The sequence below is a fragment of the Streptomyces sp. NPDC051217 genome (genome assembly GCF_044455465.1).
In the GTDB taxonomy this organism is placed as follows: domain Bacteria; phylum Actinomycetota; class Actinomycetes; order Streptomycetales; family Streptomycetaceae; genus Streptomyces.
Genome location: NZ_JBITEV010000004.1, coordinates 372,059 through 386,595 on the forward strand (window position 1 = coordinate 372,059; position 14,537 = coordinate 386,595).

At 71.9% G+C, this 14,537-nt stretch carries 10 protein-coding genes and 1 tRNA gene; 5 read left to right on the forward strand and 6 right to left on the reverse strand.

The window, feature by feature from the left end:
* Positions 1-49: 49 nt before the first annotated feature.
* Together ACIBBB_RS12940 and ACIBBB_RS12945 are read right to left on the reverse strand one after the other, a co-directional pair.
* Positions 50-2,419 carry a protein kinase gene (locus tag ACIBBB_RS12940; RefSeq protein WP_398981110.1) on the reverse strand — a complete coding sequence of 790 codons (2,370 nt, stop codon included), beginning with the start codon at positions 2,417-2,419 and terminating at the stop codon, positions 50-52.
* Positions 2,416-4,818: a protein kinase gene (locus tag ACIBBB_RS12945; RefSeq protein WP_398981112.1), complete on the reverse strand. Its 2,403-nt coding sequence runs from the start codon at positions 4,816-4,818 to the stop codon at positions 2,416-2,418. Before ACIBBB_RS12945 ends, ACIBBB_RS12940 begins: the two co-directional genes overlap by 4 nt.
* A gap of 197 nt (positions 4,819-5,015) precedes the next feature.
* On the opposite strand from ACIBBB_RS12945, the gene ACIBBB_RS12950 reads away from it, so the two are divergent.
* From ACIBBB_RS12950 to ACIBBB_RS12960, 3 genes are all read left to right on the forward strand, one after another.
* A tRNA-Asn gene (locus ACIBBB_RS12950) sits at positions 5,016-5,085 on the forward strand.
* A gap of 93 nt (positions 5,086-5,178) precedes the next feature.
* Positions 5,179-6,759: a TROVE domain-containing protein gene (locus ACIBBB_RS12955; protein ID WP_398981114.1), complete on the forward strand. Its 1,581-nt coding sequence runs from the start codon at positions 5,179-5,181 to the stop codon at positions 6,757-6,759.
* Between the two features lie 115 nt (positions 6,760-6,874).
* On the forward strand, positions 6,875-7,102 hold the full coding sequence (locus ACIBBB_RS12960; protein WP_037784015.1) for a hypothetical protein: 228 nt from the start codon (positions 6,875-6,877) through the stop codon (positions 7,100-7,102).
* A 72-nt stretch (positions 7,103-7,174) separates the two neighbouring features.
* Here ACIBBB_RS12960 and ACIBBB_RS12965 read toward each other — a convergent pair whose 3' ends face one another.
* Both ACIBBB_RS12965 and ACIBBB_RS12970 read right to left on the reverse strand, forming a co-directional pair.
* On the reverse strand, positions 7,175-8,446 hold the full coding sequence (locus tag ACIBBB_RS12965; protein WP_398981117.1) for a TerD family protein: 1,272 nt from the start codon (positions 8,444-8,446) through the stop codon (positions 7,175-7,177).
* Between the two features lie 64 nt (positions 8,447-8,510).
* Positions 8,511-9,335: an NAD-dependent epimerase/dehydratase family protein gene (locus ACIBBB_RS12970; protein ID WP_398981119.1), complete on the reverse strand. Its 825-nt coding sequence runs from the start codon at positions 9,333-9,335 to the stop codon at positions 8,511-8,513.
* Positions 9,336-9,607: 272 nt separating this feature from the next.
* On the opposite strand from ACIBBB_RS12970, the gene ACIBBB_RS12975 reads away from it, so the two are divergent.
* A complete protein-coding gene (locus tag ACIBBB_RS12975; RefSeq protein WP_398981121.1) occupies positions 9,608-10,567 on the forward strand; it encodes a 5-dehydro-4-deoxyglucarate dehydratase in 960 nt (319 codons plus the stop codon).
* Positions 10,564-11,748: a hypothetical protein gene (locus ACIBBB_RS12980; RefSeq protein ID WP_398981123.1), complete on the forward strand. Its 1,185-nt coding sequence runs from the start codon at positions 10,564-10,566 to the stop codon at positions 11,746-11,748. Before ACIBBB_RS12975 ends, ACIBBB_RS12980 begins: the two co-directional genes overlap by 4 nt.
* Here ACIBBB_RS12980 and ACIBBB_RS12985 read toward each other — a convergent pair.
* Positions 11,734-12,957, reverse strand: coding sequence for an MFS transporter (locus tag ACIBBB_RS12985; RefSeq protein WP_398981125.1), 1,224 nt, complete (start codon positions 12,955-12,957; stop codon positions 11,734-11,736). The genes ACIBBB_RS12980 and ACIBBB_RS12985 overlap by 15 nt on opposite strands.
* Positions 12,958-13,004: 47 nt before the next feature.
* Positions 13,005-14,456, reverse strand: coding sequence for a peptidoglycan D,D-transpeptidase FtsI family protein (locus tag ACIBBB_RS12990; protein WP_398981127.1), 1,452 nt, complete (start codon positions 14,454-14,456; stop codon positions 13,005-13,007).
* Positions 14,457-14,537: the final 81 nt, after the last annotated feature.

A 14,537-nucleotide genomic window follows, 5' to 3' on the forward strand; every position in this document is an offset into this window, starting at 1 on the left:
CCTTCGGAGGGGGAGGCGGACGGAGAGGGGGACTTGGGTGGGCCCGGCGTCAGTTGTCGACGCCGTTGTACGCCCGTACCGCCGACGTGCCGATCCGGCCGTACCAGCCCGACGCGTCGGCCGCGAGCCCGTCGATGATCTCAGGCAGCGACCACGCGCGCCGTGGCGCGCCGTCGGCGAGGCGCAGCGCGGTGCAGGTGTCGCCGGACGCCGCGTAGACCGTGTCGCCCGCGACGACCGGCGGTACCTTCGCGATCCCCGTCAGCCGACGCGTCCAACGGGGCTCGCCGGACGTGAGGTCGACGGCCTCAAGGGTGTCCGCCTTCGACCAGTGCAGCACCAGACCGCCCGCCGAGACCGGACCGCGCAGTCCGCCCGTCCGCCGCGGCCAGCTCGTCTCGACGCCGAGCGTGGGGCGAGACCGCGCCCAGCGCCGTCTCGCGCCGACCGGGTCGAAGCCGTGCAGCTCGCCCGCCGTGGCCAGCAGGCCGGTGCCGCCCGCCGCGCCGATGGCCGTGGCGCCCTGGGTCACGGCGTAGCCGCCGGCCCCGACGGCGACGCGCTCCCCGCCGCGCGCGCGGATGAGGTGCAGCTTGCCCTCCGTGGTGAGCACGGCGAAGTTCCCCGCGTCCGGCAGCGCGGTGGCGGCGAGTATCTGGCCGTTCCCCTCCTTCAACCCCTCGTACGTCCAGATCGTCCTGGCCGACGCGGCGTCCACACCGTCCACCCGCCACCCGAGGGTGGTGGCCAGCAGCATCGTGCGGCCCAGTACCGCCGGTGGCTGCGTGCTGCCGAGTTCGCGCTCCCAACGCTTCGCCCCGGTGGCCAGATCGACGGCCATCAGCTCCTTCGCGTCTTCGTCTTCCTCGTACGCCGAGATCGACGCACCGTCGGCGACGGTGACCCAGACCGGTGGCAGCCTTTGGATCGGATCGGCCTCGGCGCGTTTCTTTCCGGAACCGACGGCGACGACCGGCAGCCCGACGTCGGGCGCCACGAGAGCCCCGTCCGCCACGCCCCACACACTCGGCGTGCTCCCCGTGGACTCCAGCTCCCAGCGGCGGGCACCGTCGGAGGCCGCGCAGGCGCGGACGTAACCCGTGGTGCTGTCGAGTCGACCGTGCAGCAGCAGGGTGCCGCCGGAGAGCAGCAGGGCGTCGATGCCGTCCGGCTCGGCGGTGAGGCTCCAGCGGAGCGCGCCCGGCGCCGCCGAGCCCTTCTTGAGGGTGAGTCGCGCGCCGTCGCCGGTCGTGGGACTGGCTGACGTGGGGTTTCCCCAGTCACGCACGACGGACACGCCGAGCAGCCCGGTGAGGGTGGAGGCGCCGGCCACCAGCATCCCCCGGCGCGCCAGTTGACCGCGCCGACGGATGCGCTTCGCCCGCTCGAAGGCGAGGTCGGGGTCTGGATCGGAGTCTGGGTCGGGGGTGCGTTCGGGGGTGCGGTCGGGACGAGGCGCCGCAGGGCGGGTGGCCGTCGCCGCCGTCACCTGCTTCGTGGGAACCACCGCTGTCTTCTCGCGCGACGGGTCCTCGTCGTTGCCGTCGTCGTTGGCGCCGTCGTCACCCCGGACCAGGCTCCGCAGCGGCTCCTCGCGCCACCACAGCGGCGCCTCCGGATCGGCTGTCCGCTCCAGCACCTCGCCGACCGAAGGCCGTTGCCCCGGCTCCTTGTCCAGACAGTCGGCGACCAGCCCTCGCAGCTCTGGAGGCACGTTGTCCAGGTCCGGCTCCTCGTGCACGGCCCGGTAGAGCAGGATCGCCACCGTTGCGTCTCCGAAGGGATTACGGCCGGTGGCGGCGAAGGCGAGGACCGCGCCCAGCGCGAACACGTCGGCCGCCACGGTCACCGGCGAGTTGCCGGTGATCTGCTCGGGCGCGATGAATCCTGGCGTCCCGATGATGTCCCCGGCCTCGGTCATCCCGTGGTCCCCGAGCGCACGCGCGATCCCGAAGTCGATGACGCGCGGCCCATCGGCCGTCACCAGGACGTTGGACGGCTTCAGGTCACGGTGGACAAGTCCCGCGCCGTGGATGCTCGTCAGCGCCTCGGCGAGCGCCGCGCCCAGCGACCGTACGACCGTCACGCCCAGCGGCCCGGCCGCGGCGACCGCCCGCCGCAGCGTGACGCCCGGCAGGTAGGCGGTGGCCAGCCACGGCACTTCGGACGCGGGATCGGCGTTGAGCACCGCCGCCGTGTGTGCCCCCGTCACGGCGCGGGCGGCGGCGGCCTCGCGCCGGAACCGCTCGCGGAAGTGCGGCTCGGCCGCGAGGTGCGCGTGGACCGTCTTGACCGCGACGAGCCGGCCACCGGCCGTACGGCCCAGATAGACCCGGCCCATGCCACCGGCGCCGAGCCGGCCGAGGAGCCGCACGGAGCCGAGGGTGGTGGGGTCGCCGGGGAGCAGGGGATCGGTCATGTAAGCTCCGGTACGGCGAAGGTGGACAGGGTGCCCGAGGCCGACACGACATGGACGAGCCCGGCCTCCGCACCGGCGGCCTCCGCACCCGCACCGTCCTCGCCCGCGCCGTCGTCACCCCCGGCGCCCGGCCGGACGATCACCGTGCGCACTTCGCCCGTCCCGGCCGCCCACACGAGCGCGCCCGTCGCCGCGTTCCGCGCGTGCACCCCCCACCCGGGGCTGTCGCCGATCTCCTCGTCGCCCTCCGGCGCCGTCCCCATTCCGTAGACCAGCCCGCCGGCCACCGTCAGCGAACCGTCCTCCAGCAGGCCGACGTCCGTCAGGCTCCAGCGGGTGCGGCCGGTGTCCGCGTCGAGTGCCTTCAAGGTGCGGTGATCGGCGGTGTGCACGAGCCCGGCGGTGGCCGTGGAGGTGATGACGGCGTCGGTGTCCTCCTCGTCCGGGCCGAGGGACCAGCCCGTGCGCCGGGTCGCGAGGTCGACGGCCTTCAGCCGTCCGGCTCGCGCGTAGTAGCGGATGCCGCGCGCGCCGAGGTGGGACTCCGGATAGCGCGCGCCGCCCGGTATCCGACGGTCGAGTGTGCCGTCGGCGGTGCGCAGCACGGTCAGCGGTTCGTCCGTCTCCTTCTCGTCGGCGCTGAAGGGGTTCGCGGCCGCCACACCGATCCGGCCGTCCTTCTCATAGAGCCCCGCCACCTCCGCCGGCGCGCCCTCGTGGAACCAGAGCGGGGCTCCGGTGCCCGGGTCGTAACCGTAGGCGCGCCAGGGGCGCTTCCGCGCGGCGCGTTGGGCCCACAGCGTCGCGTACGAGCTGTAGGTGACGACACAGAGGATGTCCGGGGAGACCGAGAGCGCGCAGTGTTCGCCGTCGACCGAGAGGGCCGGGTCGGACGTGGCGGAATCGCGTGTTTTCGCAGGGCGGTGAGGGTTGCGCACCATGGGATTGGCGGACCACTTCTCGGCCCCGGTCGCCGCCTCCAGGGCGATGATGTCGGTCATGAAGATCCCGGGGGAGCGCGTGACGTGGACGAGTTCGTCACCTGGCACGACACGGGTGATGCCCCCGCCCGGGTAGCTCCAGGCGATGGCCCCGGTTCGTGGGTCGATGCGGGTCAGCGCGTCGGCGGACACCAGGTAAAGGGCATCGCCGTGCCGCATCGGGGTGTCCTCGCCGATGTCGCGGGTCCACAGGGCGCGGCCGAGCGTGTACGGGCCCGGTGCACCGGGCGGGCCGGACTCCGCGTCGTCCTTGTCGTCCTCGCCGCCGGTGAGTTCGGTGAGCCAGGTGACCGCGCCGATCGCCGAGCCGCCCGCGAGGGCCGCGCCGCCCCATCGCAGGAACCGCCTTCGTGACGCGCCCCGGCCCCCGCTCACGACCGTGCCGGCGCCCGCGCCGGGCGCGAGCGTCGTCCGGGGGGCCGGGTCCCGGACGGGCGCGGCCGGTGCTCGGGGTTCGTCGGCCGGTTCGTCCCGTGGTGCGTCCGCCCCTTGCTCCCGCGCTTCTTCGGTGTCCGCCACGGCTTCCGCCTCCGGCGCCTTCGCGACCAGCGCGGCCACTTCCTCCTCGCGGCGCCGGATCAGGCCGGACACCGCCTCCCGCTCCCACCAGGGATCGCCCTCGGTCCACGCCGCGCACGCGCTCAGCAGTTCGGCCACGGTGGGCCGGTCGCCCGGCTCCTGGCTCAGACAGCGACCGAGCAGTTCCCGCCACCCCGCCACCCCGTCGAGATCCGCGGGGCCGTGCATCGTCCGGTAGAGCACCTGGTGCACCGGGCCGGTGCCGAACGGCGGACGGCCGGTCGCCGCGTACGCGAGGAGTGCCCCGAGCGCGAACACGTCGACGGCCGGGCCTGGTTCACCCGTCCCGGTGAGCAGTTCGGGCGCGATGAAGCCGGGCGAGCCGACGACCTCACCACTGGCGGTCAGGCTCTCGTCGGCGGCGGTCCGCGCGATCCCGAAGTCGATGACCATCGGGCCGTCGCGCGTGACGACGATGTTCGACGGTTTGAGGTCGCGGTGGACGAGGCCCACCGCGTGCACGGCGGCGATCGCCTCGGCCAGCGCGGCCCCGAGCGCGGCGACTTCGCCGGAAGCGAGCGGGCCCAGGGCCGAGACCGCCCCGGTGAGGGTGGGGCCCGTGCAGAACTCGGTGGCCAGCCAGGGGCGTACGGCCTCCGGATCGGCGGCGAGCACGGCGGCAGTGAACGGCCCCGCCACCGAGCGGGCGGCAGCCGCCTCGCGCCGGAACCGCTCCCGGAACCGCGGGTCCGCCGCCAGGTGTGCGTGCACCGTCTTGACGGCCACCAGCCGCCCGGACGCCGCCCTGCCGAGATGGACCCGGCCCATGCCGCCCTCGCCGAGCAGGGCGACCAAGCGGTACCCCCCGAGTTCTTCCACTGTGGCTCCCCCTCCGGACCCGCCGCCGCGTACAGGGCCGATCACTGCGACGCGCGATGAGCGTCCCAAGGTTGCGGCATCCTCCGCGATACGGGTCCTTTTCCTGTCCGGGAACGGTCCCACCACGCGCCCGGACCGGGCCCCGCACCGGCGTTAAACCCGTGGCAGCTGATCGGCCGCTCTCCTAAAGTCATATCTGTCCAGGTGCGAAGGCGGGACCTACTTCCACTGTTAATGGGGCGGTCGCAGGTTCGAGTCCTGCCATCGGCTCACAAGCCGGTGTAGCTCAGTCGGTAGAGCACCTTGTCGGTTCCGCCGGCCTTGATCTCTGGACTTTTCATCGAATTCGGGGGAATTCCCATGGCACGTTTCAACACCCGCCTTTCCGTGCTCCGCGGCAAGTCGCCCGTGCGTTCGACCGGCGGTAACACCCGTACCCACCAGGGCGGCACCGGACATTCGCGCGACGCCAGGTCCGAGCTGTTCCTGCTGGCCGTCGCCAACTTCGTTTCCCAGCAGACGTTCTACGAGTCCGGGGACGACCGGGACAATCGCTTCGCCGCCCTCGTACGTGAGCTCGCCGTTGACGACCCGCGGTGGACGGCCGGTCTGCTGAGCTGGCTGCGCCGTGACGGCAACATGCGGACCGCCGCCATCGTCGGCGCCGCCGAATATGTCAAGGCGCGTCTCGAACTGGGTGTCAGCACCGGCCCGTCGAACCGTCAGGTCATCGATTCCGTACAGCTGCGTGCCGACGAGCCCGGTGAAATGCTCGGTTACTGGACGTCCCGTTACGGACGCCAGGTTCCCAAGCCCGTGAAGCGTGGAACGGCCGACGCGGTGAAGCGGCTCTACAGCGGAAAGTCGCTGCTGAAGTACGACACCGCGTCCAAGGGTTATCGATTCGGGGACATCCTCAATCTCGTGCACGCCTCGCCCGACCCGGCGAAGGCATGGCAGGGCGAGTTGTTCCGTTACGCCCTGGACCGCCGGCACCACCCCGACACCGCCGTTCCGCCCGCGTCGAACCGCACTCTCACCGCGCACCGGGAGCTGATGGCGCTGCCCGTCGCCGAGCGGCGCGCGGTGATCACGGCTCCCGGCGCCGCCGAGCGGCTGGCCGGGGCGGGCATGACATGGGAGATGCTGGCGGGCTGGCTCCAGGGCCCTATGGACGCGGCGGCGTGGGAGGCCGTCATCCCGTCCATGGGGCCGATGGCGCTGCTGCGCAATCTGCGGAACTTCGACGAGGCAGGGGTGAGCGACGAGGTCGCGGCGAAGGTCGCCGCCGAGCTGTCGGACCCGGCGGTGGTCGCCCGTTCGCGGCAGTTCCCGTTCCGCTGTCTCGCCGCGTACCAGCACGCGCCGTCGCTGCGCTGGTCCTACCCGCTGGAGCGGGCGCTCGGCCACTCGCTGGCCAATGTGCCCGCGCTGCCGGGACGGACGCTGGTCCTGGTCGACCGCTCCGGCTCGATGTGGTCGCCGCTCTCGGACCGCTCGCAGCTCAACCGGGCGGACGCCGCGGCGATCTTCGGTACGGCGGTGGCGATGCGGGCGGCCGACGCCGATCTGGTCGAGTTCGGTTCGAGCAGCGGCAAGGTGAGGTACCGCGAGGGCGAGTCCGTGCTGAAGGTCCTCGGGCGCTTCGGCAGCCTGGGTGGTACGGACACGTCCCGGGCGGTCCGGTCGCACTACCGGGGCCATGACCGGGTGCTGATCGTCACGGACGAGCAGGCGACGTACAGCCACTACGGCGACCCGACCGAACAGGTCCCGGAGCGCGTTCCCGTCTACACCTGGAATCTGGCGGGATACCGGGCCGGACACGGTCCGTCGGGTACGCGGAACCGGCACACGTTCGGCGGTCTCTCCGACGCCGCGTTCCGTATGGTTCCCCTGCTGGAGGCGGGCCGGGACGCCGACTGGCCGTGGGCCGACTGAGTGCGGGAACGGGGGGCCGGGGAGGGCCGTGGGGTCACTGGGGAACGAGTGATCCCGCGGCCCGTCGGTTGTCGGGCATGGCGCGGCGGGGGCCGTTGGGCGCATACTCCAACTAATGACAAAGTCAGCCGGTTCCCGGCGCCACCTGCCGTCCAGTCCCTTCAACCGCCAAGGCCCGGCCTCACCTCCGCCCGAGCACTTCGACGTGGGAGACCGTGTCTCCCATGATCAGTTCGGGTTGGGCAGAGTCATCGGAGTCGAGGGTGAGAACGCCGTGCTCATCGACTTCTCGGGCCGCCAGGGTCGGATCCTGAGCCCCTTCTCCAAACTGACCAAGCTCTGAAGACCCAGGCCTACGGGCCGCCGCGATCCCCGTGACCGCGGCGGCCCGTCAAGGCATGTCCGAAAGCGGCGGTCAGAGGGACTTGGCCGCGGGCTTGACCATGCCGCGGACCGTACGGGACTTCACGAACTCGCCGACGGCGGTCATCTCCCACTCACCGGAGTACTGCTTGATCAGCTTGGCCATGATCACCCCGGTCTGCGGCTCGGCGCCCGTCAGGTCGAAGCGGACGAGCTCCTCGCCCGTCCCCGCGTCGAGCAGGCGGCAGTAGGCCTTCGCGACCTCGTTGAACTTCTGGCCGGTGAAGGAGTTGACCGTGAAGACCAGGCCCGTGGCCTCGGCCGGCAGCCGGCCGAGGTCGACCACGATCGTCTCGTCGTCCCCGGCGCCCTCACCGGTGAGGTTGTCGCCGGAGTGCTTGATCGAGCCGCCCAGGATGGCCAGCTTGCCGAAGTAGCAGCTGTCCAGATGGTTGCGGTTGGGTCCGTAGGCGATCACGGAGGCGTCGAGGTCGATGTCCTTGCCGCGGAAGGCGGGCTCCCAGCCGAGGCCCATCTTGACCTGGCTCAGCAGAGGGGCGCCGCCCTTGACGAGCGACACCGTCTGGTTCTTCTGGAGGCTGACGCGGCCCTTGTCCAGGTTGATCTTCCCGGTGCCCTGCGCAGGGGCAGGAGGAGCGGACGGCGGGACGGGCGCCGAGGGAGTGACGGGGGCCGCGACCCGGGGGTCGGCCGCCGTGGGGGACGGAGCCGGGGGCGGGACGGGCGCGGAGGGCGGCACCGGCGCCATGGGGGTCACCGGCGCCTGCGGGGCCCGCGGGGTGGCCGCGGCGGGCGCCGTGGGCTCCTCCACGGAGACGCCGAAGTCGGTGGCGATACCCGACAGCCCGTTCGCGTACCCCTGGCCGACCGCGCGGACCTTCCAGGCGCCGTTGCGCAGGTAGACCTCCACGACCACCAGAGCGGTCTCCGAACCCAGGTTCGGCGGGGTGAAGGTGGCGAGCGCGCCGCCGTCGTCGGCGTTGCGGATGGTCGCTGTGGGCTCGATGCCCTGGAAGCTCTGTCCCGCCGCGTCCGGGCTGGCCGTGACGACGATCTTCTCGATTCCGGCGGGGACGGCGGAGGTGTCCACCACGATCGCGTCCGGAGCCGAACCGCCGCCGGACCGGTAGGTCACACCCGGGCCCGTCGGCTGGTTGTAGAAGATGAAGTCGTCGTCGGAGCGCACCTTGCCGTCGGCGGTGAGCAGCAGGCCCGATACGTCGAGCCGCACCGGTGCGGCGACGTCCACCGCCACGCGGGTGGCGGAGAGGGGGATGTTCGAGCCGGGGGTCATAGCTGTCATGCCAGACGTAACGAACGACCCCTCTTTGCCGTTCCCTTACCCTCGTGCCCCTGACCCGTACGGGTCAGTACGGCCACTGGGGCGGGTGGGTGCAGAAGTGGCCGCCCAGATGGGCGTGGTCGGGATTCTCCGGGTCCAGCTCACCCTGTTCGGCGACGAGCTTGTCCGCGTACTGCTCGGAGTCGTCCCTCGGCTCGTACCCGAGCGCCCGCGCCGTCGAAAGGTCCCACCACAGGCGCGTGTTGGCGGACGAGCCGTAGACGACACTGTGCTGGACGTCCTCGGCCGTGAGCGCGGCGTGGAAGAGCCGCGCGCCGTCGCCGGGGCTCATCCAGACCGACAGCATCCGTACGGAGGTCGGCTCCATGAAGCAGGACCCGATCCGCACGGAGACGGTCTTCAGCCCGTGCTTGTCCCAGTAGAACTGCGCCAGGTCCTCGCCGAAGCACTTGGAGAGGCCGTAGAACGTGTCCGGGCGGCGCGGGGTCCCGATCGGGATCAGCGCGTCCGAGTCGAGCGGGTGGGAGCCCCGCGGCCGTGGTGTGAACCCGACGGCGTGGTTGCTGGAGGCGAAGATCACGCGTGCGACGCCCTCCTCGCGCGCCGCCTCGTAGAGGTTGTACGTCCCCTCGATGTTGGCCCGCAGGATCTTGTCGAACGACGCCTCCAGCGAGATGCCGGCGAGGTGGATGATCGCGTCGACACCCCGGACGGCCTCGCGGAGCGCGTGCTTGTCGCCGAGGTCGGCCGTGATCGCTTCCGGCTCGCCTTCTATGGGTGTGGCGTCGAAGAGCCGGAGTTCGTACCCGTAGGCGGGCAGCAGGCCGCGCATCAGGGTGCCGAGGCCGCCCGCTGCGCCGGTGAGCAGGACGGTTCGCGGTTGGGGCATGGGCGTGAATCTCCTCGGACGTACGGGGGGCGGACTCGAAACGATCAGAATCGATCAGATCCATGGATGTAATTCATATCTGTGGACACGCTAAGGAGCGTCGAAGTCACCGTCAAGTGTCGCGCGGAGGTGGCCGATCCGCTCGTGGGTTGCGGTTTTCCGTCTTGACCGGCGCCACGCGGCTGCCCTAGCGTGGCGCTGTTCAGAAATATGGACGCCGATCAGAATTGTGCACGAGCGTGAGTGCTCGCCGCACGGCCCAGGGAGCGCCAGTGACCTCAGCCCCGCTCGCCGCCCGCCTCGACAGAGTCGCCGGGCCGCTGTTCTTCCCCGTCACCGCGTACGGTCCGGACGGCGCCCTCGACCTCGACGCTTTCCGCGCGCACGTCAGAAGCGGCGTCGACGCGGGAGCCGCCGCGGTCTTCGCCTGCTGCGGCACGGGCGAGTTCCACGCGCTCACCCCGGAGGAGTTCGGGGAGTGCGTGCGGGCGGCCGTGGAGGAGACCGCGGGAGCGGTCCCGGTCGTGGCGGCCGCCGGTTACGGTACGGCAATCGCCGTCAGATACGCGGAGATCGCCGAGGCCGCCGGCGCCGACGGACTCCTCGCGATGCCGCCCTACCTGGTCGTCGCCGACCAGGAGGGCCTGCTGCGCCACTACTCGGCGCTGGCCGCCGCCACCGGCCTGGAGATCATCGTCTACCAGCGCGACAACGCCGTCTTCACCCCCGAGACCGTCGTCGAACTCGCCAGGGTCGACGGCATCATCGGCCTGAAGGACGGCCACGGCGACCTCGACCTGATGCAGCGCATCCTCAGCGCCGTACGCACCGCCGAGCCCGGCCGGGAGTTCCTCTACTTCAACGGCCTGCCCACCGCCGAACTCACCGGACTCGCCTACCGCGGCATCGGCATCACCCTCTACTCCTCCGCCGTCTTCGCCTTCGCGCCCGAGATCGCCCTCGCCTTCCACCGCGCCCTCACCTCCGGCGACGACACAACCGTGAACAGGCTCATCGACGGCTTCTACCGGCCGCTGGTCGAACTGCGCTCCAAAGGACGCGGATACGCCGTCTCACTCGTCAAGGCGGGCGTCAGACTGCGCGGTTACGACGTCGGCGAGGTACGCACCCCCCTGAGCGAACCGCGGCCCGCGCACATCAAGGAACTCACCGAGATCATCGAACGCGGCTACGGGCTGCTCCGCGACGAAGAGCCGGGAGAGGGCGCGTGAAGACCTCCGCCTTCCTCTACCCCTGGGACGTCGTGGGCGACCCCGACGCCCCCGCCCGCGTCATGGACCTCGGCGTCCGGCAGGTCACCCTCGCCTCCGCCTACCACTCCACGCGCGCCCTGACCCCGCGCCACCCGCGACACCGTGTCGTCACCGCCGAACACTCGGCCGTGCTGTACCCGACCGACGAGGACCGCTGGGCGGACGCCGAGCTTCGCCCGTACGCCCCCGGTGGCTGGGCCCCCGGCGACGCCTTCGGCGAGGCCGCGGCGGCGCTCGCCGACGCCGGACTCGACGTGCACACCTGGGTCGTCCTCGCGCACAACTCCCGTCTGGGCGCCGAGAATCCCGGCACCTCCGTGGTCAACGTCTACGGCGACCGCTACCCCTGGGCCCCGTGCATCGCGCGACCCGCCGTCCGTACATATGTCGTCTCGCTCGCCGCGGAAGCCGCCGTACGGCCCGGCGCGGCAGGCACCGAACTGGAATCCCTCGGCTGGTACGGGCTCGCGCACCTGCACGCCCACGACAAGATCGGCGGCGTCCCGCTCGGCGAGGCGGCGCAGTATCTGATGTCGCTCTGCTTCTGCACGGTCTGCCGCGCCGGATACCTGTCCCTGGGCCTGGACCCCGACGAGCTGAACGCTGCCGTCAGGCGCGCCCTGGAGCCCGTCTGGAACGGGGCACAGGCCCCCGGCGGCCCCCCGGGCCTGCCCGGGATCGAGAAGCTCCTCGGGGCGGAGCTCACGGCCGCCACCCTCGACTGGCGCGTCGCCGCGGCCCGTACGCTCCAGGAGACCACCGTCGCCGCCGTACGCGCACACGGCGGGCCCGGCTTCCAGGTGCTGCTCCACGCGGACCCGCACACCCACCGCACCGGGGCCAACGCCGGTGTCGACCCCGCGCACATCCTGGACGCCGCCGACGGCGTCGTCCTGCCGTGCACCGGCGGCGCGGCGGAGGCGATGCTCACACCGTTCGCCGCCCACCGCCGCGAATCCACGGTACTGGCCGCCAACTTCACCGTTGTCGCGGGCATGGGCGGGGGCCCCGGCACCCTCGCCGACGACGCGGCGCGGGCGCGTGCGCTCGGCGCGACCGAACTGCGGCTCTACCACGCGGGCCTGGCGTCGGACGCCGATCTGGCCGCCGTCGCCGCCGGGCTCTCACGCCTCGGCTGAACCACCCCGGGGCAGCCCTCCCCAGAAGGCGAGGCCGACCGCCGCCAGCAGCCCGATCACCCCGGTGACCGGCAGCAGCACCGTGATGTCGACGAACGCGATCAGTCCCGCGCCGAGCGCGAGGGACACCGCGTTCGGCACGTAGATCAGGGTGTTGGCGGTGGCGGCCGTCCGCCCGAGCACGGCCTCCGGAGTCTCGCGCTGCACCGCCGTCAGCGCGACGATCAGCACGCACGGCAGCCCGATCCCCACCGCCACCGCGCTCGCCAGCACCACGGCGTCGTACGGCAGCGCCCGCAGTCCCACCGCGACGGCGAAGAGCGCGATGCCACCGGCGGCGAACAGCCGCTCCGGCATCCTGCGCATCAGCGGGCCCGCCAGCAGCCCGACGGCGACCGAGCCGACGCCCTGGAGCCCGTAGAGCAGACCTACGTACGTAGGGGCGTGTCCGAGGCCCTTGTCGACCACCGCGTAGATCGCGGCGCCGTTGAGCCCCGCGAGCAGCATCGTCACCGATCCCGCCAGGACGAGGGGGCGCAGGACCGGCGAGTTCCGCAGCACCCGCGCGCCCGCCGCAGTACGGGACAGCCAACTGCCGGTGCGCTCCGGCACCGGCTTCTCCTCCCGGACCCGCATCAGCGCGAAGAGCCCCGCCGACAGCGCGAACGTAGCGGCGTCGAGCAGCGCGACCTTCCCGCCGCCGTACGCCGCGAACAGCCCGGCGCCCGCGAGCGGCGCGAGGAGCTTCATGCCCTCGTTCGCCGTCATCCGCAGCCCGTTGAAGTCACCGAGCAGCCGCTTGTCCACCGCCGTCGCGACCAGGGCGGCCTCGGCCGCGTCCTGCACGACACCACTGACGCCGTACACGAACAGCACCGCGAACAGGATCCAGATCCGGTCGGCCGAGTCGACCACGAGGAGCAGGGGCAGCAGCGCGGCCATGGCGAGGTTGCAGAACACCAGCAGCGGTCTGCGCCGCCACCGGTCGGCGACGGCCCCCAGCAGGGGTCCCACCAGCGTCGGCGCCCACATCGCGAAGACGGTCAGGGCCGCCAGACTGTCCGACCCGGTGAGGGACTTCACCCAGATCCCGCCGACCAGCCACATCGCCGACGTACCGAAACCGGACACCACCACACCGGACAGATACAGCCCGGCGTTACGGTCCCGGAGGACGGTGCCTACGGCCCACTTCTTCCCCAGCCCCATCGGCACATCCTGGCACGGGGGTCCCGGACGCCGGCGGGGTTATCGGGTCAGCGCAGCGCCGCCTCCATCATCTTCTTGGCGATCGGCGCCGCCAGACCGTTGCCGCTGACCTCCGAGCGTGCCGCTCCCGAGTCCTCGACCAGGACGGCCACCGCCACCTCCTTGCCCGTCGACGCGTCCTTCGCGTACGAGGTGAACCAGGCGTACGGCGTCTGGCTGTTGTCCACACCGTGCTGGGCCGTGCCCGTCTTGCCGCCCACCTCGGCGCCGTCGATCCGGGCGTTGGTGCCGGTGCCCTCGTCGACCACCGTCACCATCGCGCTGCGCAACTGCTCGGCCGTCGAGGACGAGACGATCCGGCGCGACGACTCGTCCTCGTAAGAGGTGAGCGTGTCGCCGCCCGCGTCCACGACCTTGGACACCATGTGCGGCGATTCGAGGATCCCGTCGTTGGCCAGCGCCGACGAGACCATCGCCATCTGGAGCGGCGTGGCGGTGACCTCGAACTGGCCGATGCCCGTCAGCGCCGTCTGCGCGTCGTCCATGCCGGACGGATAGACGCTCTCGGCGGCCCGCACCGGTACGTCCTGTTCGGGATCGTCGAAGCCCAGCTTCGACGCCATCGCGCGCACCTTGTCCTCGCCGAGGTCGGCGGCCATCTTCGCGAAGACGTTGTTGCACGAGTACTGGAGCGCGGTGCGGATCGTCGCGTTCTCGCAGGGCGCCGACGCGTTCTCGTTCTGGAGGACCGTGCGCGTGCCGGGCAGTGTGAACGGGTCGGGGCTCTGGGTCCGGGTGTCCAGCGAACCGTAAAGACCGTCCTCCAGCGCCGCCGCGGCCACCACCAGCTTGAAGGTCGAACCGGGCGGCAGAGGCTGCCGCAGCGCCCGGTTCACCATCGGCTTGTCCGCGTCGGCGTTCAGCCGGCTCCACGCGTCGCCGTCGGTCGTGCCGCTGATCGCCGACGGGTCGTACGACGGGGTGCTGACCATCCCGAGGATGCCGCCGGTCGCCGGGTCGATCGCGACGGCCGCGCCCTTCTTGTCACCCAGCGCGTCGAAACCGGCCTTCTGGACCCCCGGGTCGATCGTCGTCACGACACTGCCCGGCGCGGTCTGCTTGCCGGTGAGCGCGTCCAGCGGATTCTTCAGCCGGGGGTCCGTGCCGTCGAGGACGTGCGAGTAGATGCCTTCGAGCTGCGTGGAGCGGTACGCCTGCGAGCTGTAGCCGGTGACCGCCGCGTACAGCTCACCGTCCGTGTACGTCCGCTTGTACTTCAGGTCGTCGCTGCCCGACGTCCTGGCGGAGCCCGTGACGGCGGAACCGGCCACGACGATGTCGCCCAGCGGCTGGGCGTACTGGTCGATGAGCGTGCGTCGGTTGCGTTCGTTGTCCGCGAGGGCCTTGCCCTGGTACGCCTGCACCCAGGTGGCCCGCACCAGCAGGGCGAGCACCATGAGCAGACAGACGACCGCGGTGCGCCTGATTGTCTTGTTCATCCCACCCGGAGGACGAACGGGACCGGACGGCGCGTTCCGCCCCGCGCCTCTTCTCAGAAACTCTTCATACCGAACAGGCCG